This is a genomic window from Nonomuraea jiangxiensis (genome assembly GCF_900099965.1).
Classification (GTDB): domain Bacteria; phylum Actinomycetota; class Actinomycetes; order Streptosporangiales; family Streptosporangiaceae; genus Nonomuraea; species Nonomuraea jiangxiensis.
Genome location: NZ_FNDJ01000011.1, coordinates 22,738 through 47,351, shown reverse-complemented (window position 1 = coordinate 47,351; position 24,614 = coordinate 22,738). Strand labels below are relative to the sequence as shown.

The window sequence follows — 24,614 nt, the reverse complement described above, 5'->3', positions numbered from 1 at the left end:
ACATGCCCTCTTTGCACGCAGTTGCGGATCATGTTAGATGGAGGGAAGCAGAGAGGACCGCCACAGTGACGCTGATTCTCGATGGCGTCTCCGTACGGCAGCGCGGGGAGACCTGGCTCGACGACATTCGCCTGGAATTACCGAATGGAATGACCACCCTCGTCGGCCCCATGACCGCGGGAAAGACGACTCTGATGCGCGTCGCGGCCGGATTGTCGCCACCCGACTCCGGCCGGGTGCTGGTGGACGGAAAAGACGTCACCGGAATTTCGGTGCGGAAAAGATCGGTCGCCTTCGTCTATCAGCAATTCATCAATTATCCGTCGCTGACGGTCCACGAGAACATCGCCTCCCCGCTCCGCCTGGACCGCAGGTTCGACCGCGAGGGGATCGACCGCCGGGTCCGCGAGGTGGCCGAGCTCATGGGCATCGCGGACCTGCTCGGGCGCCGGCCCGCCGAGCTGTCGGGCGGCCAGCAGCAGCGCACCGCCATCGCCCGCGCGCTGGCCCGTCCCGTGGACCTGCTGCTGCTCGATGAGCCGCTGGCCAATCTGGACTTCAAGCTCCGTGAGCAGTTGCGGGCGGACCTGAAGGCCATGTTCGCCCAGTCCAGGAGCGTGGTCCTCTACTCCACGGCCGACCCGAACGAGGCGTTGTCGTTCGCCGCGCCGACCGTGGTGCTGGGCGAGGGCCGGGTGCGGCACGTGGGCGAGGTGGCGGACATGTACGCCCACCCGCCCACGCTGGCCGTGGCCGCCACGCTCAGCGACCCGCCGCTCAACCTGCTGCCGGGCGTGGTCCGCGACGGCCGGATCGAGTGCCTGGGCATGTCCTTCCCCGCGCCCCGGGCGCACGTCGACGGCACCGATCTCATCCTCGCCGTACGCCCCCACCAGGTGAGCATCACCCGCGAAAGCCCCGGCGCGCTGGCGCTGCCCGCCGAGATCAGGCTCGCCGAGGTGACCGGCAGCGCGACGTTCCTGCACCTGCTGCTGCCGGGACGCCGCCACCTGGTCGCCCACCTGCCGGGCACCCAGCTCTTCACGCCGGGCGAGTCCACGGTCGTGTACGTCGACCCGGCCCACGTCTTCGTCTTCGACGCGACCGGAGAACGCCTGCTCGCCACCGGCGCCGCGGAGGTGGACCTCCATGGCTGACATCCGGCTGGAGGGCGTGGGCCACAGCTACGACGGGGGCGCGACCTGGGCGCTCAAGCCGATGACCTGGACCTGGCGCAGCGCCAGGGCGTACGCGCTGCTCGGGCCGAGCGGCTGCGGCAAGACGACGTTGCTGAACATCATCTCGGGACTGCTGACCCCCACCGTGGGCCGGATCTGGTTCGACGACCGCGAGGTGACCGGCGTGCCCACGGCCGGCCGCAACATCGCGCAGGTCTTCCAGTTCCCGGTCCTGTACGAGGAAATGTCGGTGTACGACAACCTGGCCTTCCCCCTCCGAAACCGGAAATATCCCAAAAATGAGGTGGACCAGCGGGTCCGTCAGGTCTCCCGGCTCCTCGGCCTCGACGACCTCCTGCGCCGCAGGTCACGCCGGCTGGACCCGGGCCGGCAGCAGATCGTCAGCCTGGGCCGCGGCCTGGTGCGCTCCCAGGTCGCGGCGGTGCTGCTGGACGAGCCGCTCACCGTGGTGGACCCGGCGCTGAAGTGGACGCTGCGCAGCAAGCTCAAGGAGATCCACCGCGACACCGGGCACACGCTGATCTACGTCACGCACGACCAGACGGAGGCGCTGACGTTCGCCGACGAGGTGGTGGTGCTCAACGAGGGGGAGATGGTGCAGGCGGGCGAGCCGGCCGAGTTGTTCCTGTCGCCGGCCCACGAGTTCGTCGGGCACTTCATCGGCTCTCCGGGCATGAACATGCTGCCCGCCGAGATCGTCGGCGGGGTCGTATGCGTCGGCCAGGCCGACGTCGGTACCGCGGCGGGGCAGTCGGGAGACGGCCTGCCGCCGGGGCCGGTGCGGATCGGGGTACGGCCGGAGTTCGTCCGCGTCACCGGCGCGCGCACCTCCCCCGGCGTGGCCGCCCGGGTGACCGGAATCGACCGCATGGGCGCGTACGACCTGGTGCACACCCGGGTGAACGGGCACCCGGTGATCGCCAGGACCGCCGCCGGCTCCGCCTGCCGACCGGACACGGTCGAGTTCCTGCACTTCCCGGAGGAGCGCACGTTCCTGTTCCGTGACGAGGTCCGGTGCGGGTCGCTCGCGCCCCTGAACGGAAGGGACCAGGCGTGAGCGAGCAGACCACTGTCGCGGGCAGTCAGGTGGGCGGCGAGGTCGTCCCGGCAACGCCGGCCGGCGGGTCCGGCGCGGCGGAGACGCGGGCCGACCCCAAGCCGAGGAACAACCGGGCCTGGTGGCTGGTGCTACCGGTGGTCGTGTCGGTGGCGTTCACGGCGGTGATCCCGCTGATGACCGTGGTCAACTTCTCCGTGCAGGACGTCTTCAGCCCGAGCGACCGGATCTTCGTCGGGCTGGAGTGGTTCCGGTCGGTCACCCGTGACCCGGAGGTGCGCGCGGCGTTCGTGCGTACGCTGCTGTTCTCGGCGCAGGTGCTGCTGCTGGAGATCCCGCTCGGGGTGGCGCTGGCCGTGGTGATGCCGCGCCGCGGCGTGTGGATGTCGGTGGCGCTGGTGCTGGTCGCGTTGCCGCTGCTCATCCCGTGGAACGTGGTGGGCACGATCTGGCAGATCTTCGCCCGCGGCGACATCGGTCTGGGCGGCTGGACGATCAACAACGTGCTGGGGATCAACTTCAACTACACCCTCGACTCGACCGACGCCTGGATCACGGTCCTGGTCATGGACGTGTGGCACTGGACGCCGCTGGTGGCGCTGCTGGCGTACGCGGGGCTGCGCTCGATCCCGGGGCCCTACTTCCAGGCCGCGCAGATCGACGGCGCCTCGGCATGGGCCACGTTCCGGCACATCCAGCTGCCCAGGCTGCGCGGGGTGCTGACGATCGCGATCCTGCTCCGGTTCATGGACAGCTTCATGATCTATACGGAGCCGTTCGTGGTGACGGGCGGCGGGCCCGGCAACGCGACCTCGTTCCTCAGCATCCTGCTGTCGAAGATCGCGGTCGGCCAGTTCGACCTGGGGCCCGCGGGCGCGTTCTCGCTGCTCTACTTCCTGTTCGTACAGATCCTCTGCTACGTGTTCTTCACCGTGCTCACCAGGTCGGGGAGGTGACGCGATGGCCTTTCCCCGATCCGGGCAACGCCTCCCGTGGGCGCGTACGGTCTTCTGGCTCTACGTGGCCACGCTCATGCTGCCGCTGCTGTGGATGTTCGGCATGTCGATCCGGCCGAACGAGGACATCCTCGGCAGTTTCTCGCTCATTCCACAGCGCGTGACGTTCGACAACTACGTCACTTTCTTCACCGACGCGGCGTGGTATTCGAGTTATCTGAACTCCATCATCTACACCTCGCTGAACGCCGTGATGTCGCTCGTCGTGGCGCTGCCCGCGGCCTATGCCTTCTCGCGTTTCCGGTTCGCCGGGGACAAGCATTTGTTCTTCTGGCTGCTGACCAACCGGATGGCGCCACCCGCGGTGTTCCTGCTGCCGTTCTTCCAGATCTACCAGAGCGTCGGCCTTTTCGACACCCACCTCGGCGTGGCCATCGCGCACATGCTCTTCAACGTGCCGCTCGCGGTGTGGATCCTCGAAGGTTTCATGTCCGGGATCCCCCGGGAAATAGACGAGACCGCGGCGATAGACGGCTATTCCCTGCCGCGCTTCTTCATCAAGATCTTCCTGCCGATGATCCGCTCCGCGATCGGCGTGACGGCGTTCTTCTGCTTCATGTTCAGCTGGGTCGAGCTGCTGATCGCCCGGACGATCACGTCGGTGAACGCCAAACCCATCGCCGCGACGATGACGCGGACGGTGAGCGCCGCGGGCGTGGACTGGGGGCTGCTGGCGGCGGCCGGCGTCCTCACCATCGTCCCCGGCGCGATCGTGATCTGGTTCGTCCGCAACTACATCGCCAAGGGCTTCTCCTTGGGGAGGGTCTAGTCATGCCCGACTGGATGGTCTGGACCGTCCCCACGGCCCTGGTGTTCGCCGGGCTGGCCCTGCTGCTGGTCGTCATGGCGGTCTGGGCACGCCTGTCCCCGCCCGTGGCCCGGCGGGGTTTCCTGCGCATCGAGACCGATCGGGGCGACCGCCTCTACATCGGCCTGATCAGTGCCGCCGTCGTGCTGGCCGGCTGGATCGCTGTCAGCGACCTGTCCATGTGGCTCGCGCTCGGCTGCGCGCTGCTGGTGGCGGTCGTGATCGGGATATGGGGTTAACGGGAGAGGAGCCAACGATGAGGCATCGGGCAGGCAGGTCCGCGACCGTCGCTCTGGCCGCGCTCGTCCTGGTGGCGGCCGGCTGCTCGCAGGGCGCCGAGCGACCCGCGAGCGACTTCAGGGAGGCCGACGGCAAGGCCGCGGCACAACGATGGGTGTCGGAGGAGTTCACGCCGAGCACCCTGTCCAGGGACCAGCAACTCGCGGAGATGGACTGGTTCATCAAGGCCGCCGCACCCTACCGGGGCATGCAGATCAACGTGGTCTCCGAGACGATCACCACCCACGAGTACGAGTCGCGACAGCTCGCCAAGGCGTTCACCGAGATCACCGGGATCAGGATCAAGCATGACCTGATCCAGGAGGGTGACGTCGTCGAGAAGCTCCAGACCCAGATCCAGGGCGACCAGAACATCTACGACGCCTACGTCAACGACTCCGACCTCATCGGCACCCACTCGCGCGGCGACTACGTGGTGCCGCTGTCCGACTACATGGCCGGCGAGGGCAAGAACGTCACCTCGCCCACGCTGGACCTGAACGACTTCATCGGCATCAGCTTCACCACCGGCCCGGACAAGAAGATCTACCAGCTGCCCGACCAGCAGTTCGCCAACCTCTACTGGTTCCGCTACGACTGGTTCACCGACCCGGACATCAAGCGCCAGTTCAAGGACGCCTACGGGTACGACCTGGGCGTCCCGGTCAACTGGGCGGCCTACGAGGACATCGCCGACTTCTTCACCAGCAAGGTCAACGGCAACGGCACCATCGACGGCAAGAAGGTCTACGGCCACATGGACTACGGCCGCAAGGACCCCTCGCTGGGCTGGCGCTTCACCGACGCCTGGCTGTCCATGGCGGGCAACGGCGACCCGGGCATCCCCAACGGCCTGCCGGTGGACGAGTGGGGCATCCGGGTGGACAACTGCCGCCCGGTCGGCTCGTCGGTCACCCGGGGCGGCGACGTGAACGGCCCGGCCTCGGTCTACGCGCTCACCAAGTACGTCGACTGGCTGAAGAAGTACGCCCCCCGGGAGGCCGCGGGCATGAACTTCAGCGAGGCCGGCCCGGTGCCCGCGCAGGGCAACATCGCCCAGCAGGTCTTCTGGTACACCTCGTTCACGGCCGACATGACCAAGCCGGGGCTGCCGGTCGTCAACAGCGACGGCACGCCCAAGTGGCGGATCGCGCCCAGCCCGCACGGGGCGTACTGGAAGGAGGGCAACAAGCTGGGCTACCAGGACGCCGGCTCCTGGACGCTGCTGAAGAACACCCCGCAGGACCGCAGGGCGGCCGCCTGGCTGTACGCGCAGTTCGTCACGTCGAAGACGGTGTCGCTGAAGAAGTCGATCGTGGGGTTGACGTTCATCCGCGACTCGGACATCAGGAGCGACTACTTCGCCGACAACGCGAAGAAGTACGGCGGCCTCATCGAGTTCTACGGCTCGCCGGCCCGCGTCCAGTGGACGCCGACCGGCACGAACGTGCCCGACTACCCGAGGCTCGCCCAGCTCTGGTGGCAGAACGTGGCCACCGCGGTGACCGGTGAGACGACGCCCCAGCAGTCGATGGACAACCTGGCCAAGCAGCAGGACGACATCCTGTCCCGGCTGGAGCGGCGCGGCTACGGCGGCTCCTGCGCGCCGAAGCTGAACCCGGAGCGTCCCGCCCAGTACTGGTACGACCAGCCGGGCGCGCCCGCGCCGAAGCTGGCCGACGAGCGGGGCAAGCCGGAGACCCTGGACTACGACAAGCTCGTCGCCACCTGGAAACAGGGCAACTGACGTCCGGAGCCACCTGGGAGCAGGCCGGGAGGCCGCCGTCCGGGGCAGGTCCGGACGGCGGCCGCTCGTACCGCGCCGGCCCCACCCCGGGCAGCGACCGCCCGGGCGGGCTCAGCGCAGGCGCGTGCCGTCGTCCGTGAGGTGCACGGGGACGCCGGTGCGGGCGGAGGTGGTGGCCGCGACGCCGGTCAGCACGCTGCGGATCCCGTCGCGGTAGCCGGCCTGCCGGGCCAGCGGGTCGTTGTCGGGCCCGCGGAAGACGTCGTTGAGCAGCAGCCGGTCACCGCCGCCGTGCCCGCCCTCGCCCACCTCGATGGGCACCTCCTCGGGCCGGCTCCAGTGCCGGTGCAGCGTGAGCCGCTCCGAGGACCCGGTGGGCTCCTTGGCGGCGGCGCTGGGGTCGATGGCGGCGTGCGGCGGCGTCCACTCCCGCTCGACCACGTCCAGCTCCAGCCGCCCCTCCGTGCCGTTGAAGGCCACCCGGTAACCCTCCCAGGGCGCGTGGGCGTGCAGGGAGTAGGTCATGACGGCACGGTTGGCGTAACGCACCAGCACCGACATGTTGTCGTCGATGGTGATGCCCTCGCCGAAGACGTCCTGGTCGCGGAAGTAGCCGTCCTCGTGCTCGGCGTCCAGGTAGAGCGCCTTGAGCCTGGGGTCCTTGGAGATGTCCAGGATGAACGGGTCGGTGCCCAGCCCGGGAGCGCCCTGCCCTCGCTCGGGGCGCTCCCCCAGGCCGCGCTTCCTGGCGTTCTCCGCGCCGTAGAAACGCAGGTCGGTCTGGGCGAAGACGGTCTCGGGAGCGGACCCGAGCCACCAGTTGATCAGGTCGAAGTGGTGGGTGGCCTTGTGCACCAGCAGGCTGCCGGAGTTGGCCCGGTCACGGTGCCAGCGGCGGAAATAGTCGGCGCCGTGGATGGTGTCGAGCGTCCACTCGAAGTGCACCGTGGTCACCTCGCCGATGGCGCCCTCCATCAGCAGGCGGCGCACGGCGGAGTTGCGCGGCGAGTAGCGGTAGTTGAAGGTGACGATCAGCTTGCCCGTGCTGCGCTCGGCGGCCGCGGCGATGGCCGCGCAGCCCTCGGCGTCGACGGTGAGGGGCTTCTCCACGATGACGTCACGGCCCGCGTCGAGCGCCGCGACGACGTAGCGGGCGTGGGTGGCGTCGACCGTGGTCACGATGACCGCGTCGGCGAGCTCGAGCAGCTTGTCGAATTCGGCGGGCGCGAAGCGTGGCACCTCGTGACCGATCCGCTCGGCGTAATGGTCCATGCGGGTCCGGTTCGTGTCGCACAGGGCGACGATGGTGCCGGCGTCGCGCCACTCGCCGAGCAGCGCGTTGACGTACATCTGCGCGCGGTGCCCGAGCCCGACGAACGCGTACCTCATATGTCTCCTTAGTGGCGTGAGGTCAGCCTGCGATGGAGGCGTTGGCCTCGGTGATGAACTTCTGTGCGGCGTCGTCGGGGGTCATCCGGCCGAACATGACCTCCTCCGAGTACCGCGTGAGGATGTCCTCCATGGCGCTGGCGCCCTTCGGCGGGGCGGCCGGCGGGTCGGCCAGCTCGCTCTTGACCTTGTCGAGGAAGTCCAGCGTCTTGACGTCCGCCTCCGGCAGCTTGTCCCGGACCGCCGCCAGCACCTTCGAGCTGGCCGGCAGGCCGCGGTCGCTGAGGATGATCGCGCCGGCCTCCGGGTCGTTGATCATGAAGTCGATGAACTTGGCGGCCTCGGCGGCGTGGGCGGACTTGGCCGAGGCGGTGTAGAACATCGCGGGCTGCAGGAACATGCCGCCGCTGGTGGCGCCCTGCGCCTTCGGCATGCGCAGCAGGTCCATGTTCTGGCCGGACGCCTTGGTGACCGCGCCGAGCTGGTTGCTCCACCACATGCCGAACGCGCCGGTGTTGGTGGCCAGCAGCGACTGGTCCACGCTGGTCGCGCCGATCTCGGCGCTCTTGGCGGCGTCGGGGGCGCCCTTGGTCTTGATCAGGTTCTGCATGATGGCCCACCACGCCTTGATCGTGTCGGGCGTCAGGCCGAGCTTGTTGCCCTGGTAGAAGGGCTCGCCGCGCTGCGCGGCGAAGATCTGGAGGTAGGCCGGGTTCCAGCTGAGCTGCGTGCCCGTGACCTTGCCGCCGCTGCCCGAGCTGATCTTGGAGGCCAGGTCGACGTATTCCTCCCAGGTCCACTTGGTGTCGTCGGGCAGCTTCGCCCCCGACTGTTCGAGCAGGCCGGGGTTGACGACTAAGGAGAAGGCGTTGACGCCGGTGGGGATGGCGAACTGCTTGCCGTCCACGGCTCCCGTGGTGAGCACCTTGGCGTCGATGTCGGCGGTGTTGACCTTGCCGTTCAGGTCGGCCAGGGTGCCGCGGTCGGCATATTCGCGCAGGCCGCGGATCTCTATGGTGATGACGTCGGGGGCGTCGCCGCCGGCGACCTTCGTGGACAGCGTCTCGTAGTAGCTGTCGAAGTCGGAGAACTCGCCCTCCACGTCGATGGTCGGGTTCTTCGCCTCGAACTTCTTGATCACCTCTTCGGTCATCTTCTGCCGGGCGTCGCTGCCCCAGTAGGAGAAGCGCAGCTTGATCTTGCCATCGGCGGTCTCGCCCCCGCCGCCGCTGCCACTGCCGCAGGCCGCGGTGACCGCCAGCACAGCGGTGGCGAGCAGTGCCGCCGACCACATCTTCTTGCCAGAGCTCACGGCTCTACCTCCTATGGGTCCTCTTTTGTTGGGGGGTGCCTTGCCTTCGGGGGTGCTACTTGAGGCCCGTGGTGGCGACACCACGGATCAGGTATTTCTGTCCTGCCAGGAAGAACCCGAAGATGGGACCGAGGGCGACGATCGACATGGCGAACATCGGGCCCCACGACGAGTCGCTGCTGGAGTCGAGGAACGTGCGCAACGCTACCGGGACGGTGAAGTTGTCGGGATTGTTGAGATAGAGGAGCTGGCTGAGGAAGTCGTTCCAGGTCCAGATGAAGGTGAAGATCGCGGTGGTGGCCAGTGCCGGCAGACAGAGCGGCATGACGACCCTGATGAAGATGCGCCAGTAACCCGCGCCGTCGATCTCGGCCGCCTCGTCCAGCTCCCTCGGCAACGTGCGGATGAACTGCACCATGAGGAAGACGAAGAACGCGTCCGTGGCCAGGATCTTGGGCATGACCAGCGGCCAGATCGTGTTGATCAGGTCGAGCTCGGAGAACATGATGTACTGCGGCACGATCGTCACGTGGTGCGGCAGCATGATCCCGCCCAGCATGATCGCGAACCAGAACCTCTTCAGCGGGAAGTTCAGCCGGGCGAAGGCGTAGGCGGCCAGCGAGCAGGCCACCAGGTTCGCCACCACCGACAGGCCGGTCACGACCGCCGAGTTCCACAGGTAGTAGCCGAAGGGATGCTTCAGCGCGTACCAGCCGTCGCGGTAGTTCTCCAGGGTGACCTCGCTCGGCCACAGGCCGGGCTGCCTGAAGATCAGCTCCTCCGGCTTGAGCGAGCTGGAGACCATCCAGAACAGCGGATAGAGCATGACCAGGCCGAACCCGATCAGCAGCACGTGCTTGACCAGCTTGCCGCCCCTGATCGGGCGGAAGAGGAACGGGATCGGCCTACTTGGTGTCGCCATAGAAGACCCAATACTTGGAAGCGAGGAAGTTCACCGCGGTGAGCCCGGCGATGATGACCAGCAGGACCCAGGCCATCGCGGCCGCGTAGCCCATGTCGTAGCTCTTGAACCCCTTGAGGTAGAGGTAGAGCGTGTAGAAGAGCGTGGAGTCGGCGGGTCCGCCGCTGCCACTGCTGACGATGAACGACTGCGTGAACGACTGGAACGACTTGATGATCTCCAGGACCAGGTTGAAGAAGATGATCGGCGTCAGCAGCGGCACCGTGATCGACCTGAACTGGCGCCACGGGCCCGCGCCGTCCACCGCGGCCGCCTCGTAGTAGCTGCGGGGGATCTGGCGCAGCCCGGCGAGGAAGATGATCATCGGCGCGCCGAACGTCCACACGTGCAGCAGGATCAGCGTGCTGAGCGCGTAGTCCGGATGGCCCACCCAGCCGGGCCCCTGGATGCCGACGACCGCGAGCACCGAGTTGACCAGGCCCTCGGCACCGAAGACCTTGCGCCACAGGATCGCGATGGCGACGCTGCCACCGAGCAGCGAGGGCAGGTAGAAGATGGAGCGGTAGAGCGGCAGGCCGCGCAGCCCCCGGTCGAGCACCAGGGCCAGGGCGAGCGCGAAGGCCAGTTGCAGCGGGACCGAGACGACGACGTAGATGGTGGTCACCTGCAGGGAGGACAGGAATCTCGGGTCCTCGGTGAACATCGTGACGTAGTTGTCCCACCCCACCCACTCGGCCTCCTCAAGGAGGCTGTAGTCGGTGAACGACAGGTAGAGGGAGGCGAAGATCGGGCCGATCGTGATGACGAGCAGGCCGACGAACCAGGGCGCCAGGAACAGGTAGGCCGCCCGTGCCTCGCGGCGGGAGCGTTTCGTGGAGCGATGGCCGCCACGTCTGGGCTTGGTCGCCGTGCTCGGGGGTTTCACCGCCACCGAAACTTCAGTCATCACGGACCTTCCGGCGAGAAGTGAATGGATAGCGCTTTCCTATAGCTGGCGGGAAAGTTACGTCAACCCTTTGCAGGCGTTACATAGCCGTTACCGATATATCGACACGGCGTTTTCCCAGCTGACACCTTTGCCCGTCGCATAGGTCGGATCTATTTGTTTCGCGGTTGGTACAACCGTTTGCAGCTTCCGGGTTATCGTGGCGGGGCCGTGGAGTCCCGGATCACCAGCCGGGTCTCCAGCGACGTGGTGGCGGTCACCTCCTGGATGAGCAGATCGACCGCGAGCCGCCCGGCCGCCGCCGTGGGCATGGCGACGGTGGTGAGCTTGGGGCGGTTCAGCCGCCCGGAGACGATGTCGTCGATCCCCACGACGCTGACGTCCTCGGGCACGCTCAGGCCGCGGTCGGCCAGCCCTTCGATGAGCCCGATCGCCACCAGGTCGTTGTAGGCGAGCACGCCCGTCACCGCGCAGTCGCGCACCCGGTCGGCCGCCGCGAACCCGCCCCGCTCGGTGGGCGCGTTGGGGCCGATGACCACGAGCTCGATTCCCGGCACCTGCTCGGCGGCCGTCCGGATCTCCGCGCTCGTCCACGAGCCCGCCGGGCCGGAGACCAGCGCCACCCGGCGGTGCCCGAGCCCGGCTAGGTGCTCGACCGCCAGCCTGGCCCCGTGGCCGACGTCCATCAGCACCGTGGCGGCCCCGCGCAGCCGCCGGTTGACGACCACGAACGGCACCCGCTCGGCCAGCCGCTCCAGCGCCTTGTTGGAGGAGCGGGGGCTGCACAGCACCACCCCGTCCACCTGCTTGGAGAACGCCTGCACCAACTCCTCCTCGGCGGCCGGCTCCTCGTCGGTGTCGGCCACGAACAGGTGGTAGTCGCGCTGCCGCGCCGCGGCGTGGGCCGCCTTGATCAACGGCGGGAAGAACGGGTTGGCGATGTCCGCCACGATCAGGCCGAGGTTGTGGGTCCGGCCGGTCGTGAGCGCCCGTGCCGCCCGGTTGGGCCGGTATCCGAGCTCCTCGGCCACCGTGAGCACTCTCGTCCGGGTGGCGGCGTTCACCATGTGCGGCGCGGAGAACGTCCGCGACACGGTCGACACATGCACGCCGGAGGCCCGGGCCACATCACGAATCGTCACTGTCACAGTCGCCCACCCTAACGCAACCGCTTGCAGAGACCTCGTGCATGCTGAAAGCGCTTGCCGCGCCGAGCACCCCGAACTGTTCAAGGGAAGCCGCAGCTAGAGGCCAGGCGACGAAATCACCCCTTGACGCTTCGGCCCTTCGGACACAAAGGTTTAGTGCAACTGTTTGCAGTCTTGAAGGAGCCTTTTGCGGTGAGCAGAGTCCTCGTCACCGGAAGCGCAGGACGCCTCGGCCGCAGCGTGGTCACCACGCTGGCAGCGGCCGGGCACGAGGTCATCGGTGTCGACCGCGTCCCGGGCACGCCCGGGGAGGCGGCCGTCGCCCAGCCCGCGGACCTCACGGACACGGGCGAGGCGTTCGAGGTGATCGCCAGGTTCCGGCCCGAGTCCGTGATCCACCTTGCCGCCATCGCCACGCCGTTCAGCTTCCCCGAGTCGGTGATCTACAAGGTCAACACCCAGATGGCGTTCAACATCTGCGAGGCGTCGGTGGCCCTGGACGTGCGGGGCGTGGTGGTGGCCAGCAGCCCCACGGTGATCGGGTACGGCGCCCCCGGCGGCTGGGCGCCGGCGTACCTGCCGATCGACGAGGACCACCCGGTACGGCCGTGGAACGCCTACAACCTGTCCAAGGTGGCGGCCGAGCAGACCATGAAGGCGTTCGCCCTGGCCGGCAAGGCGCGGATGGCCGCCGTGCGGCCCTGTTTCGTCATCCCGCCCGAGGAGTGGGCGGGCGCCCCCACGCAGTCGGGCCACACCGTGCGCGAGCGGCTGGACCGGCCGGAGCTGGGCGGGGTCTCGCTGTTCAACTACATCGACTCCCGCGACGCCGCGGAACTGATCGCCGTGCTCGCCGAAGCGCTGCCCGAGCTGCCCAGCGGCGAGGTGTTCTTCGCGGGGGCCGCGGACGCGCTGGCCAGGAAGCCGCTGGCGGACCTGCTGCCCCAGGCCGTGCCGGGCACCGAGCCGTTCGCGGCCGGGCTCACCGGCACCACCCCGGCCTTCTCGACCGCCAAGGCGGAGCGCCTGCTCGGCTGGCGGCCCAAGCGGAGCTGGCGTACCGAACTCAAGGAATCCAAGGAATTCGCATGAATCTCAGCGGTGTGCTGTTCTTCCCCGTGACGCCCTTCGACGCCGACGGCACGCTCGCCGAGCAGGTGCTGGCCGAGCATCTCGAACAGGGCCTGCGGCACGGCCCCGGGGGCGTGTTCGTGGCCTGCGGCACGGGCGAGTTCTCGGCGCTGTCCGAGGCCGAGCACGCGCGGGCGGTGCGGGTGGCGTGCGAGGTCGTGGCCGGTCGGGTGCCGGTGTTCGCGGGCGCGGGCGGCCCGCTCGGCACGGCACTGAACCAGGCGCGGGCCGCGCGGGCGGCGGGTGCGGACGGGCTGCTGCTGATGCCGCCGTACCTGGCCCAGGGGCCCGGGCACGGCTATGCCGCCTACGTGGCCGCGGTGGCCGCCGAGCTGCCGGTGATCGTCTACCAGCGCGGCTCCGTGGTGCTCGAACCGGACGCCGTGGTCGAGCTGGCCGGGATCCCCGGGGTGATCGGGCTCAAGGACGGGCTGGGCGACATCGACCGGATGCAGCAGACCGTGCTGGCCGTGCGGGAGGCGTACCCGGACTTCCTGTTCTTCAACGGGTTGCCGACGGCCGAGCTGACCATGCCCGCCTACCGGGGCATCGGGGTGGAGCTCTACTCCAGCGCGGTGTTCGCGTTCGCGCCGGAGATCGCGCTGGCCTACCTGCGGGGGGACGAGCGGCTGCTGACCGGCTTCTACGCCCCGCTCGTACGGCTGCGCGGCAAGGTCCCCGGCTACCCGGTCTCCCTGGTCAAGGCCGGTGTACGGCTGCGCGGCCTGGACGTGGGCAGCGTGCGCCCGCCGCTGGTCGAGGTGACCGGCGAGCATTTACAGGAGCTGGACACCCTGATCAAGACCGGCCTCGACCTGGTGGCCTCATGACGATCGCCGACCTGCGTACCGAGCTGCGCACCGTCCCCCTCCCCCGCCCCTGGGGCGCCGACGTGCCGGCCAACCACGTGATCGTCACCCACGTCACGCTCAAGGACGGGCGCACCGGCACCGGGTTCGCGTGGACGCCGCAGATCGGCGCGCACGCCGTACGGGCGCTGCTGGACCACGACCTGCGGGAGGCGGCGATCGGGCTGCCCGCGCATCCCGAGGTGGTGTGGGACCTGCTCTGGCGGCACCTGCGCGAGGCCGGGCCCGGCGGGATCACCACGATCGCGCTGGCCGGGATAGACCTGGCGCTGTGGGATCTGCGCTGCGGCGGTGACGGCCTGGCCGACGTGCTGGGGCGGCGGCGCGAGGAGGTCCCGGTCTACGGCAGCGGCGTCAACCTGCACTACCCCCTGGACGAGCTGGTCGAGCAGGCCCGGCGCTGGGTGGCGGCCGGCCACCGGGGTGTCAAGATCAAGGTGGGCCGCCCGGACCTGGCGGAGGACGTGGCGCGGGTGGCCGCGGTACGCGAGGTCATCGGCCCCGACCGGCTGCTGATGATCGACGCCAACCAGCGCTGGGACCTGCACCGGGCCCGGCGGGCGATCGCCGCGCTGGCGGAGTTCGGCCTGCACTGGATCGAGGAGCCGCTACCGGCCGACGACGTGGCCGCGCACGCCGAACTGCGCCGCTCCATCGACGTGCCGGTCGCGGTGGGCGAGAACGTCTACACCGTCTACGGCTTCCGCGACCTGCTGGCGGCCGGCGCCTGCGACGTGGTCCAGCCGAACGTGGTCCGGGTCGGCGGGATCACGCCGTTCCGCCGGATCGTGGAGCTGGCCAGGACGTACGACGTGCCGGTCTACCCGCACCTGCTGAGCGAGATGTCCGGGCAGCTGGCGCTGACCCTGCCGCTGCCGGTCATGGTGGAGGACGTGGAGGACGCCTCGTTCGCCGCCCTGGGGTTGCTGGCGGAGCCGTACCCGGTGGAGATCGCGGACGGCGTGCTGCGCGCGGGCGGGCACGCCGGACTCGGGCTGAGGTGGTCGTGATGAAGGTCGTTCTCGCCGGGGCCAACGGCCACGGCCGGCACCACCTGCGCAACCTGCGCCGGCTGGCCGAGCGGGGTGTGATCGAGCTGGCCGGGATCTGCGACGTGCGGCCGGTGGAGGTCGATTTCGTGGAGCCACTGCAGTCGCCCGATCTGGGCGAGCTGCTCGCGAAGACCGGCGCCGAGATCACCGTGATCTGCACGCCCATCCAGACGCACGCCGACCTGGCGGTGACCGCGCTGCGCGGCGGGTCGCACGTGCTGCTGGAGAAGCCCCCGGCGGCCGGTCGGGAGGCGCATCGGCGGATCGCCGCGGTGGTGGCCGAGACCGGGCTGGCCTGCCAGGTCGGGTTCCAGTCGCTCGGCTCGACGGCGATCCCTGCGCTGCGCGAGCTGATCGCGGGCGGCACTCTGGGTCAGGTCCACGGCATCGGCGGCGCCGGGGCCTGGGAACGCCATTCGTCCTACTTCACCCGCTCCGCCTGGGCGGGCAAACGCCGCCTGAACGGCGTCGACGTCGTGGACGGGGCCCTGACCAACCCGTTCGCGCACGCCGTGGCGTCCGCGCTGGCGCTGGTGGACGGGCCGATCGCGGGCATCGAGACCGAGCTCTACCGGGCCCACCCGATCGAGGCGGACGACACGTCGTGCGTGCGGATCCGGATGGACGACGGGTTCGTGATCACGATCGCGGTGACGCTGTGCGCCCCCGAGCGGCACGAGCCGTACCTGGTCGTACACGGCGACGCGGGCGTGGCCACGCTGGTCTACACCGAGGACCGGCTGCGGGTCGAGCTGCCGGACGGCTCGGTCACGACCACCGTCCACGAGCGCACCGACCTGCTGGAGAACCTCATCGACCACGTACGCACCGGGGCCGACCTGCTGGTGCCGCTCTCCCGTACGGAGACGTTCACTCAGGTCCTGGACGCGGTGCGGCTGTCCCCCGAGCCGCTGCCGATCCCCGAGCGGCACCAGATCGTCCAGCGGAACGAGGCGGGCCAGGTCGAATACCGCTTCCTGCCCGGCATCGCCGACCTGACCGACCGCAGCGCGCGGGAGCTGGCCCTGTACTCCGAGCTGGATCCGCCGTGGACGCGGGTGGAGCTGCTGGTCGCGGAGCGGCCGGTGGCCTCCTACGAGTGGCGGCCCGGCCTGCCGGCGACCGACGCGCCCCGGCCCTACCTGCACCCGGTGCGTACGCTCGGCGGCGTCGAGGTCACCGAGTTCCGGCCCGCGGACCACGTCCACCACCTCGGCGCCGGCGTGGCGATCGCCGACCTGGGCGGGGTGAACTTCTGGGGCGGCCGCACCTACGTCAGGGACCGGGGGCCGACCTGGCTGGACGACCACGGCACGCAGCGGCACCTGGACTTCCCCCGGCTCGGCGACGACGGCTTCACCGAGCACCTGGAGTGGATCGGGCCTGACGGCCGGCTGGTGGCGCGCGAGGTGCGGACGGTGACCGCGCGGCCCCTCGGGCATGCCTGGGCGCTCGACCTCACGTTCACGCTGACCAACCACACCGGGGCTCCGCTGGAGATCCACAGCTCGGCCACCAAGGGCCGGGCGGGCGCGGGCTACGGCGGCTTCTTCTGGCGCGCCCCGGGCGCCTCCACCGCCAGGACGACCCTGCCGGGAGACGAGGCGGCCGTGCACGGCAGCCGCGACCCGTGGGTGGCCCTGTCGGGCACCGCGCCGGACGGGCGGGACTGGACGCTCGTGTTCGTCCAGACGGCCGGTGACCCCTGGTTCGTCCGGGTGGCGGAATATCCGGGCGTGGGCCAGGCACTGGCCTGGGACCGCCCGCTGGTCCTGGAGGACACCCTGACCAGGCGGGTCGTCACGGTCGTCGCGGACGGCCGGCTGGACGCGGCGTCGGCCGCCGCCCTGGCCGCCGAGGTGCGGGAGTTGCCAGCCGACCTTCAGTAACGTCCGGCGGGCGACACCTACCCTTCGGTAATCCCTAACTCTGCGTTTCCTGGCGGTTACCGGGTCGTTGGCTAAAGTTCGTGATCTGTGACCGAGCGCAGCAACACGACCAGCGGACCCGGCGGCAGGCCCACGGGCGACGGCGACGGCAGGCTTGTGAGCGCACCCGTCACCGCCAAACCCGTCGTCACCAAGTCCTTCGCCAAGACCGCCAGGGACCCGTTCTTCGACAACGCCAAATACCTGGCCATCCTGCTGGTGGTCACCGGTCACCTCGTCGAGCCGCACCGGGACGCGGTCCTGGTGCACGCGCTCTACTTCTTCGTCTATCTGTTCCACATGCCGCTGTTCATCCTGCTCAGTGGCTATCTGTCGCGGAACTTCACGTTCGGGGCGGGCAAGGCGCGCAAGCTCATCTCCACGCTGGCGGTGCCGTACCTGATCTTCGAGACGGCGTACTCGCTGCCGTCGCTGATCCTGTACGGGAAGTTCAAGCTGACGATCCTGGAGCCGTACTTCCTGACCTGGTTCCTGCTGTCGCTGTTCCTGTGGCGGCTGTCGACGCCGGTGTGGCAGCAGCTTAGGTGGCCGCTGCTGGTGGCGGTGGGGTTGTCGCTGCTGACCGGGATGAGCGCGCTGCCCGACGAGCTGTCCATGAACCGGACCTTCGGCCTGCTGCCGTTCTACGTGCTGGGGCTGATGCTGCGGCCGGAGCATTTCGCGCTGCTGCGCCGGCCGTACATGCGGCTGGCCGGGGCCTGCACGCTCGGCATCGGGCTGGCGGTGGCGCTGCTCGTGCACGATTCCGTGCCGGCGGAGTGGATCCGCTGGCGGCACTCCAACGCGCAGATCGGCGTGGACGATCTCACCGGCACCGCGATCAGGCTCGGGCTGCTGGTCGCGGGGGCGGTGCTGCTGGCGGCGTTCCTGGCGATCACGCCGGCCCGGCGCACGTGGTTCAGTGGACTGGGCGCGGCCACGATGTACGCCTACCTACTCCACGGCTTCGTCGTCAAGCTCGCCGAGTGGCTGGAGCTGAACCTGTTCCTGTCCACCGTCGTCGGCCTGGTGGCCGCCACTCTCCTGTGCACGCCGCCGGTGCGCCGGCTCTTCCACTGGGCGGTCGAGCCCCGCATGTCCTGGGCCTTCACCTCCCTGCGCCGCCCCGCCTCCTGACGCTGTTTCACCGCCCGAGGTGGATCTGAGCAGCCGGAGCGCGCCCCTCGACAGCGCGGTCAGGATGTCGGCGCACTCGTCCAGGTCGGGATAGCGGCCCTCGATGTGCCCCATGGCCAGGGCGTTGGTCGCCGCGTCGATCCCCTCGGCGATCATCTCCAGCCGGCGCCGGTCGTGCTCGTTGTCGGCGGTGTAGCCGAGCGCGGCCAGGTCGGCGGCATGGTGCTCGCGGTAGGCCGCGGCCGTCTGCCGGGCGAAGTCGCGCAGCGAGGACGCCGGGTCGTGCCGGGCGCGCAGCTGGATGCGCAGCAGCTCGGGATGGCGGCAGATGGCCTCCAGCGGGATGCGGAAGGTGTCGCGGTGGCGTTCGAGGTCGCCGGGGGCCTCCCTGGCCTTGCGCCGCGCCTCGCGCATCGAACGGCGCAGCCGCTCGCCGCCCTCCTCCGCGAGCACCCGGAGCAGCGTCTGGCGGTCCTTGAAGTGCACGTAGAAGCTCGACTGCGCGATGCCCGCCGCCTTGGCCACCTTGGTCGTGGTCAGCCCCGCCTCGCCCTCCCGGTCGAGGATGGCCAGGGCGGCGCGGATCAGCCTGCGCCTGGTCTGATCCTTGGCCTGGCTCCTGGTGAGCGGCGTGTCCGTCACGGCTTTTCCCTCAGGTACTTGTGCGAGTTTTCACCGATAGTACTATCGGTGAAATTGCTCTCGGGGGACGAACCGGGAGGAGGCGTGGATGAAACGCTGGATGACGCCGACCACGCGGCTGCTGCTCGCCCTGGCGCTGGCCACGGCCGGGGTGCTGGCGTGCAGCGGCCAGCGGCCGGTCGCGGGACCACAGTCCGGCGCGCCGCCGACAGGCCCCACCCAGGGCGGGCGCCTCGTGTACGGGCTGAGCGCGGACGCCAACGGCTTCAACCCGGTCACCGACCAGTTCGCGGCGCAGAGTTACAGCATGACGGGCGCCATCATCGAGCCGCTGGTGAGCGTGGACGCCAATGGCGACTGGAAACCGTACCTCGCCGAGTCGCTCACCCCCAACGACAAGTACGACGAATGGGCGATCAAGGTCAGGTCGGGCGTCTCGTTCTCCGACGGCATCTCCCTCACCGGTGACATCGTCAAGGCCAACCTCGACGCGCAGAAGGCCTCGCCGCTGAACGCGGCCGTGTTCGTGCCGGTCAAGTCGTTCGAGCTGGCCGACCCGATGACGGTCACGGTGAAGCTGAACCAGCCGTGGGTGGCCTTCCCCTACTACCTGGCGGCGCAGATCGGCATGGTGGTGCCGCCCGCCTCGCTGGCCGACCCCAAGGCGGCCAGCCTCAAGCCGGTGGGCACCGGCCCGTTCATCTTCAAGGAGTACGTCCCGGACAACCGCATGGTCGTCACCCGGAACCCGCGGTACTGGCGGCAGGGCCTGCCGTACCTGGACGAGATCGAATTCAGGATCCTGCCCGACAGCCAGACGCGCGCCCAGACGCTGGAGGCCGGCGGCATCGACGCCATGGGGACCTCCCGCGACGAGGACCTGACCAAGTTCGGCGCGCTCAAGGACGCCTACACCGTGCACCGGGCCCAGGGCATGGCGGTGTCCGAATACTTCTTCCTGCTCAACACCGCCGTGGCCCCGCTCGACGACGTACGCGTACGCCGGGCCCTGGCCCATGCCATCGACCGTAAGGCCGTCATCTCGACCCTGCGCGGCGGCCTGACGGAGCCCGCCGACGGGCCGTGGTCCAAGGACTCCGAGTGGTACTCCCCCGGCGGCTACCCCGACTACGACCCGGCCAAGGCCGCCGCCCTGGTCAAGGAGGTGGAAGCGGAGAAGGGTCCGATCCGCTTCGAGCTGATCTCCACCCCCGACCCGAACACCATGCAGGGCGTCGAGCTGGCCCAGGACATGTGGCGCAAGGCCGGCATCGAGGCGTCGATCAAGCAGGCCGACCAGGCCGACCTGATCAACCGGGCCGTCACGGGCGCCTTCTCGGTCACCGTGTGGACGCAGTTCTCCTCCCAGGACCCGGACGGTGAGTACATCTGGATGCACCAGGGCTACGCCAAGCCCGTCGGCCAGATCTCGCTCAACTTCTCCCGGCTCAAGGACAAGCAGCTGAGCGACGCGCTGGACGTCGGCCGGATGAACCCGGACGAGGCCGCGCGCAAGCGGGCCTACGCCACCGTGCAGGAGCGGCTGCGCGACCAGGTGCCGTACGTGTTCATCGACCACCTCAACACCGGGGCCATCGTGGCCAGGACGAAGGTACGCGGCATCGGCGAGCACGTGCTGCCCGACGGTGCGAAGGGGCTGCCGTTGACCGGGTCGCCCATCCCGTACCACCCGTTCGGCCAGCTCTGGCTCTCCGAACGGTGATCATCGTCCACCGGCTGGTCCGGCTCCTGGTGGTGCTGCTCGTGGTCACCTTCTTGTCGTACGCGCTGCTCAACCTGCTGCCCGGCGACCCGGTCACGCAGATCCTGGGCCTGTCGGCGACGGAGGAGGCCCGCGCGCAGCTCCGCGCGCAGCTCGGGCTCGACCAGCCACTGCTGGTGCGCTATCTCGACTGGCTCGGTGGGCTCGCCACCGGCGACTTCGGCGAGTCCTACATCACCCGGATGCCGGTGGCCGCCGAGCTGGCCGAGCGGCTGCCCGTCACGCTGGAGCTGCTGGTGGTCGCGCAGCTGATCGCGCTCGGCCTGGCCGTCCCGGTGGGCGTGGCCGCCGCCCGGCGCGCGGGCCGGGCCCTGGACCAGGTGCTCACCGCGCTCAGCTTCGCGCTGCTGTCCACGCCGGTCTTCGTGCTGGGCGTGGTACTGATCCTGGTCTTCGCCGTCACCTGGCAGGTGGTGCCGGCCACCGGCTGGACGCCCATCACGCTCGACCTGGGCTGGAACCTCACCTCGGTCATCCTGCCCGCGGTCACGCTCGGCTGCGGGCAACTGGCCGTCTACGCGCGGCTGCTGCGTACCGACCTGATCGCGACGCTGCAGGAGGACTACATCACGCTGGCGCGCGCCCTGGGGCTGTCGCCGCGCCGCATCCTGTGGCGGCACGCGCTCCGGCCGTCCGCGATCACGCTGGTCACCGCCGTGGGGCTGAACCTGGGCGCCCTCATCGGCGGCACCGTCATCATCGAGACCCTCTTCGGCCTGCCCGGCGTCGGGCGGCTCATCGTGGACTCCATCTTCTCCCGCGACTACCTGACGGTTCAGGGAGGCGTCGTGCTGATCTCGGTCGGCTACGTTGCGGTCAACTTCGCGGTGGACCTCGTGTACGCCGCCGTCGATCCCCGGATCCGTCGTGCGTAGGCGGCTGGGCTTCGGCTTCTGGGCCGCGGTCGCCTGGATCGGCGTCGTACTCCTCGCCGCCCTGCTGGCGGACCTGCTGCCGTTCCCCCGCTACGACGAGACGCTGGCGGGCCCGCCGCGGTCCGGGCCGAGCGGCGCGCATCCCCTCGGCACCGACGGCCTCGGCCGCGACATGCTCAGCAGGATCGTGTACGGCGCCCGCGTCTCGCTCGGCGTGGGCATCGGCGCCGTACTGCTGGGCCTGGGCATCGGCGCCCCGCTCGGCATCCTGGCCGGTTACCGGCGGCGCGCCACGGACGCGGTCATCATGGCGGTCAACGACGTGGCCCAGGCCTTCCCGGCGCTCGTGTTCGCGCTGGCCGTGGTGGCCTTCGCCGGAGCGAACCTGCGTAACGTGCTCATCGTGCTCGGCGTGCTGGGCGTGCCCTCCTGGACCCGGCTCATCCGCGGCGCCACCCTCACCTACGCCGAACGCGAGTTCGTCCTGGCCGCCCGCGTGCTCGGCACCCGGGACCGGCGGATCCTGTGGCGGGAGATCGTGCCGAACGTGGCGGTGCCGGCGGCGTCGTACGCGTTCATCGGCATGGCCGTGATCGTGGTGGCCGAGGGCAGCCTCGCCTTCCTCGGGCTGTCCGTGCAGGCGCCCACGCCCACCTGGGGCGGGATGATCAACGAGGGGCGCACGCTCATGGAGACCGCGCCGCACGTGGTGCTGGCGCCCTCCCTGGTCATGTTCCTCACGGTGCTGTCGTTCAACCTGGTGGGCGACCGGCTCCGATCCCTGACGGACGTGCGGGAGAGCGGCCTGGAGCCGGTACGCCAGGCGGCCCCCGCACCCGTCGATGTGGACCCGCCCCACCCGGTCCGGGACTGCCTGCTGCAGGTCGAGGACCTCCGTACGCACTTCGTCACCCCGCGCGGCGTGGTCAAGGCCGTGGACGGGGTCTCCTTCACCCTGGAACGCGGGAAGACCCTGGCCATCGTGGGCGAGTCGGGGTCCGGCAAGTCCATGCTGATCCGCTCGATCCTGGGCCTGCTACCGGGCAACTCCGTCCGTTCCGGGAACGTCTACCTCACCGGCGACGACCTGACCACCTTCGGCCCCGCCGAGATGCGCTCGGTCCTCGGGCCCCGGCTCGGGACCGTGTTCCAGGACCCGATGACCGCCCTGAACCCCGTGCGCACGATCGGCACACAGGTGACCGAGCCGCTGCGGGTACACCTGGGAATGGGACGCCGGCAGGCGCGTTCCGAGGCGGTGCGCCTGCTGGCCTCGGTGGGCATCCCCGACCCGGAGCGCATGCTGCGCCGCTATCCGCACCAGCTCTCGGGCGGGATGCGGCAGCGGGTGACGATCGCGATGGCGCTCTCATGCGGGCCCGACGTGCTGTTCGCCGACGAGCCGACGACCGCGCTCGACGTGACGATCCAGGATCAGGTGCTGCGCCTGCTCCACCGGCTGCGGGAGGAACGGGACATGGCGGTGGTACTGGTCAGCCACGACCTGTCCGTGGTGGCGCGGTGGGCGGACGAGGTGATCGTGATGTACGCCGGGAAGGTGGTGGAGCGGGGGCCTGCCGGTGAGGTGTTCGCGCGGGCGCGGATGCCGTACACGGAGGCGTTGCTACAGGCGGCGCCGCGACTGACGGATCCCGTGCATCACCGGCTACGCGTCATCCCCGGCCGGCCCCCGGACCTGACGGACCTGCCGACGGGATGCGCATTCCAGCCCCGCTGCCCTTACGCCCAGGACCGATGCACCATCGAGTCCCCACCCCTCATCCAAGACGGCCACCACTACGCCTGCTGGCACCCCCGCAACCCGACAACAAAGAACACAGCGACGAAAGCCGACCCCGTCACCCCCAACCCGAACAACCGCCCGGACGAAAAGAACCACGTCGCCCCCAACCCGAACACCCGCCCGACGGAAGACAGCGACCACCCCTCCCACACGGACAGCCACCAGGACAAAGAGAGCCGCCTCCCGCCCGACCCGAACAGCAGCCTGGCAGAAGACGGCCACCTCCCCTCCCGCATGGACAGCCGCCCGGACGAGGCGAGCCACCCCACACCCGACCCGAACAACCACCCGACAGAAGACGCCCACATCACACCCAACACGAACACCCGCCCCGCAGAAGACGACCACCACCCCTCCCGCATGGACAGCCGCCCGGACGAGGCGAGCCACCCCACACCCGACCCAAACAACCACCCGACAGAAGACGCCCACATCACACCCAACACGGACAGCAGCCCGGCAGAAGTCGGCCACCTCCCCTCCGACACCAACAGCCGCCCGGGCGAAAAGAGCCACCTCACACCTGACCCGAACAACCGCCAGACAGAAGCGGTGGAGGAGGTGGAGAGCGGTGGCCGGTAGCGGGAGTGCTCACCTGCGTCCCCCCGACGAGGTGCTGCTGCGCGTGGAGGACCTGGTCGTGGAGTTCCCCGCAGGGCGCGGCCGTACCGTGCGGGCGGTCTCCGGGGTGAGCTTCGACCTGGCGCGGGGCGAGACGCTCGGCATCGTCGGCGAGTCCGGCTGCGGCAAGTCGAGCGCCGCCCGGGCGCTCGTGCAACTCCCGCCGCCCCGCTCCGGCTCCGTCCGACTGGACGGCCTGGAACTGACCGCCCTACGCGGCGAGTCCCTGCGCCGTACGCGCCGCCGGTTGCAGATGATCTTCCAGGACCCGATCTCCTCCCTGAACCCGCGCCGCCGCGTACGCGACATCGTCAGCGAGGGCCCGCGCGTCTGGAGCCTGCCCGGCGACCGGGTGGACGAGGTGCTGGAGGCGGTCGGGCTGGATCCGGCGACTGCGGCGGAGCGGCGGCCGCACGAGTTCTCCGGCGGGCAGTGTCAGCGCATCTCCATCGCCCGGGCCCTGATCCTTGATCCGGAGGTGGTGATCTGCGACGAGCCCGTGTCCGCGCTGGACGTCTCCGTACAGGCGCAGATCCTCGGCCTGCTGGAAGACCTCAAGGACCGCTACCGGCTCACGCTCGTCTTCATCGCCCACGACCTCGCCGTGGTGAAGAACATCAGTGACCGGATCCTGGTGATGTACCTGGGCAAGGTGTGCGAGCTCGCGCCGAGCGCCGACCTGATCGGGCGGCCGGCGCATCCCTACACCCGGGCGTTGATCGCCTCGATCCCCGGGGGCGGTCTCGACCTGCCGCCGGCCGACAAGCTGATCAGCGGCGAGCCGCCGTTGCCGGTGAACCCGCCTTCGGGGTGCCGGTTCCGTACGCGCTGCCCGCGAGCGGATGCCCGCTGCGCCACCGAGGAGCCCCAGATCAGACAGATCGGCGAAGACCACTGGCTTGCCTGCCACAACCCGGCCACCTTGGAATAACCACCTCAATAAGGAGCG

20 protein-coding genes and 1 pseudogene are annotated in these 24,614 nt (G+C 69.7%); 15 read left to right on the top strand and 6 right to left on the bottom strand.

All coding sequences use genetic code 11. The features are described 5' to 3' along the window. Positions 1–65 precede the first annotated feature (65 nt). Genes BLS95_RS23930 through BLS95_RS23905 form a run of 6 tightly spaced genes read left to right on the top strand, consistent with a single transcriptional unit; the run spans position 66 to position 6,106 of the window. On the top strand, positions 66–1,157 hold the full coding sequence (locus tag BLS95_RS23930; RefSeq protein ID WP_090935219.1) for an ABC transporter ATP-binding protein: 1,092 nt from the start codon (positions 66–68) through the stop codon (positions 1,155–1,157). Continuing rightward, positions 1,150–2,256, top strand: coding sequence for an ABC transporter ATP-binding protein (locus BLS95_RS23925; protein ID WP_090935216.1), 1,107 nt, complete (start codon positions 1,150–1,152; stop codon positions 2,254–2,256). Before BLS95_RS23930 ends, BLS95_RS23925 begins: the two co-directional genes overlap by 8 nt. Next, positions 2,253–3,212, top strand: a complete 960-nt coding sequence (locus BLS95_RS23920) for a carbohydrate ABC transporter permease (RefSeq protein WP_218135960.1) — start codon at positions 2,253–2,255, stop codon at positions 3,210–3,212. Before BLS95_RS23925 ends, BLS95_RS23920 begins: the two co-directional genes overlap by 4 nt. Positions 3,213–3,216: 4 nt before the next feature. Beyond that, a complete protein-coding gene (locus BLS95_RS23915) occupies positions 3,217–4,041 on the top strand; it encodes a carbohydrate ABC transporter permease (protein WP_090935213.1) in 825 nt (274 codons plus the stop codon). A gap of 2 nt (positions 4,042–4,043) precedes the next feature. Continuing rightward, positions 4,044–4,319, top strand: coding sequence for a DUF2160 domain-containing protein (locus BLS95_RS23910; protein WP_090935210.1), 276 nt, complete (start codon positions 4,044–4,046; stop codon positions 4,317–4,319). Between the two features lie 17 nt (positions 4,320–4,336). Then, a complete protein-coding gene (locus BLS95_RS23905) occupies positions 4,337–6,106 on the top strand; it encodes an ABC transporter substrate-binding protein (protein WP_090935206.1) in 1,770 nt (589 codons plus the stop codon). Between the two features lie 111 nt (positions 6,107–6,217). Here the strand turns inward: BLS95_RS23905 and BLS95_RS23900 are convergent, their stop codons facing one another. The 5 genes from BLS95_RS23900 to BLS95_RS23880 all read right to left on the bottom strand — a co-directional run bounded on the left by BLS95_RS23900 (position 6,218) and on the right by BLS95_RS23880 (position 11,823). Beyond that, positions 6,218–7,495: a Gfo/Idh/MocA family protein gene (locus BLS95_RS23900; RefSeq protein WP_090935203.1), complete on the bottom strand. Its 1,278-nt coding sequence runs from the start codon at positions 7,493–7,495 to the stop codon at positions 6,218–6,220. A gap of 22 nt (positions 7,496–7,517) precedes the next feature. Beyond that, positions 7,518–8,807 carry an ABC transporter substrate-binding protein gene (locus tag BLS95_RS23895; protein ID WP_218135959.1) on the bottom strand — a complete coding sequence of 430 codons (1,290 nt, stop codon included), beginning with the start codon at positions 8,805–8,807 and terminating at the stop codon, positions 7,518–7,520. Between the two features lie 55 nt (positions 8,808–8,862). Then, on the bottom strand, positions 8,863–9,729 hold the full coding sequence (locus BLS95_RS23890; RefSeq protein WP_090935200.1) for a carbohydrate ABC transporter permease: 867 nt from the start codon (positions 9,727–9,729) through the stop codon (positions 8,863–8,865). Continuing rightward, positions 9,713–10,675, bottom strand: coding sequence for a carbohydrate ABC transporter permease (locus BLS95_RS23885; RefSeq protein WP_090935196.1), 963 nt, complete (start codon positions 10,673–10,675; stop codon positions 9,713–9,715). Before BLS95_RS23885 ends, BLS95_RS23890 begins: the two co-directional genes overlap by 17 nt. A gap of 194 nt (positions 10,676–10,869) precedes the next feature. After that, positions 10,870–11,823, bottom strand: coding sequence for a LacI family DNA-binding transcriptional regulator (locus tag BLS95_RS23880; RefSeq protein WP_090935193.1), 954 nt, complete (start codon positions 11,821–11,823; stop codon positions 10,870–10,872). A 192-nt stretch (positions 11,824–12,015) separates the two neighbouring features. Between BLS95_RS23880 and BLS95_RS23875 the strand changes: the two genes are divergently transcribed. The 5 genes from BLS95_RS23875 to BLS95_RS23855 all read left to right on the top strand — a co-directional run bounded on the left by BLS95_RS23875 (position 12,016) and on the right by BLS95_RS23855 (position 17,940). Further along, positions 12,016–12,915 carry an NAD-dependent epimerase/dehydratase family protein gene (locus tag BLS95_RS23875; protein ID WP_090935190.1) on the top strand — a complete coding sequence of 300 codons (900 nt, stop codon included), beginning with the start codon at positions 12,016–12,018 and terminating at the stop codon, positions 12,913–12,915. Further along, complete coding sequence (locus BLS95_RS23870; protein ID WP_090935188.1) at positions 12,912–13,784, top strand: 5-dehydro-4-deoxyglucarate dehydratase; 873 nt, start codon at positions 12,912–12,914, stop codon at positions 13,782–13,784. Before BLS95_RS23875 ends, BLS95_RS23870 begins: the two co-directional genes overlap by 4 nt. Next, a complete protein-coding gene (locus BLS95_RS23865) occupies positions 13,781–14,833 on the top strand; it encodes a mandelate racemase/muconate lactonizing enzyme family protein (RefSeq protein WP_090935185.1) in 1,053 nt (350 codons plus the stop codon). Before BLS95_RS23870 ends, BLS95_RS23865 begins: the two co-directional genes overlap by 4 nt. Further along, positions 14,833–16,764 (top strand): DUF6807 family protein, encoded by a 1,932-nt coding sequence (locus BLS95_RS23860; RefSeq protein ID WP_218135958.1) that lies wholly within the window; start codon positions 14,833–14,835, stop codon positions 16,762–16,764. The genes BLS95_RS23865 and BLS95_RS23860 overlap by 1 nt, the downstream gene beginning before the upstream one ends. Before the next feature lie 87 nt (positions 16,765–16,851). Further along, positions 16,852–17,940 (top strand): acyltransferase family protein, encoded by a 1,089-nt coding sequence (locus BLS95_RS23855; protein ID WP_245765232.1) that lies wholly within the window; start codon positions 16,852–16,854, stop codon positions 17,938–17,940. 465 nt (positions 17,941–18,405) lie between these two features. Here BLS95_RS23855 and BLS95_RS58055 read toward each other — a convergent pair. Next, positions 18,406–18,582 (bottom strand): annotated as a pseudogene (locus BLS95_RS58055) (TetR family transcriptional regulator); the annotation flags it as partial. Positions 18,583–18,670: 88 nt separating this feature from the next. Between BLS95_RS58055 and BLS95_RS23845 the strand changes: the two are divergent. From BLS95_RS23845 to BLS95_RS23830, 4 genes are read left to right on the top strand one after another with little or no spacing between them, the layout of a single operon-like run. Beyond that, positions 18,671–20,305 carry an ABC transporter substrate-binding protein gene (locus BLS95_RS23845; protein ID WP_090935175.1) on the top strand — a complete coding sequence of 545 codons (1,635 nt, stop codon included), beginning with the start codon at positions 18,671–18,673 and terminating at the stop codon, positions 20,303–20,305. Continuing rightward, positions 20,302–21,240, top strand: coding sequence for an ABC transporter permease (locus BLS95_RS23840; protein ID WP_090935172.1), 939 nt, complete (start codon positions 20,302–20,304; stop codon positions 21,238–21,240). Before BLS95_RS23845 ends, BLS95_RS23840 begins: the two co-directional genes overlap by 4 nt. Beyond that, positions 21,233–23,626, top strand: coding sequence for a dipeptide/oligopeptide/nickel ABC transporter permease/ATP-binding protein (locus tag BLS95_RS23835; RefSeq protein WP_090935169.1), 2,394 nt, complete (start codon positions 21,233–21,235; stop codon positions 23,624–23,626). Before BLS95_RS23840 ends, BLS95_RS23835 begins: the two co-directional genes overlap by 8 nt. Beyond that, positions 23,616–24,596: an ABC transporter ATP-binding protein gene (locus BLS95_RS23830; RefSeq protein WP_090935166.1), complete on the top strand. Its 981-nt coding sequence runs from the start codon at positions 23,616–23,618 to the stop codon at positions 24,594–24,596. The genes BLS95_RS23835 and BLS95_RS23830 overlap by 11 nt, the downstream gene beginning before the upstream one ends. The last annotated feature ends 18 nt before the right edge of the window (positions 24,597–24,614 follow it).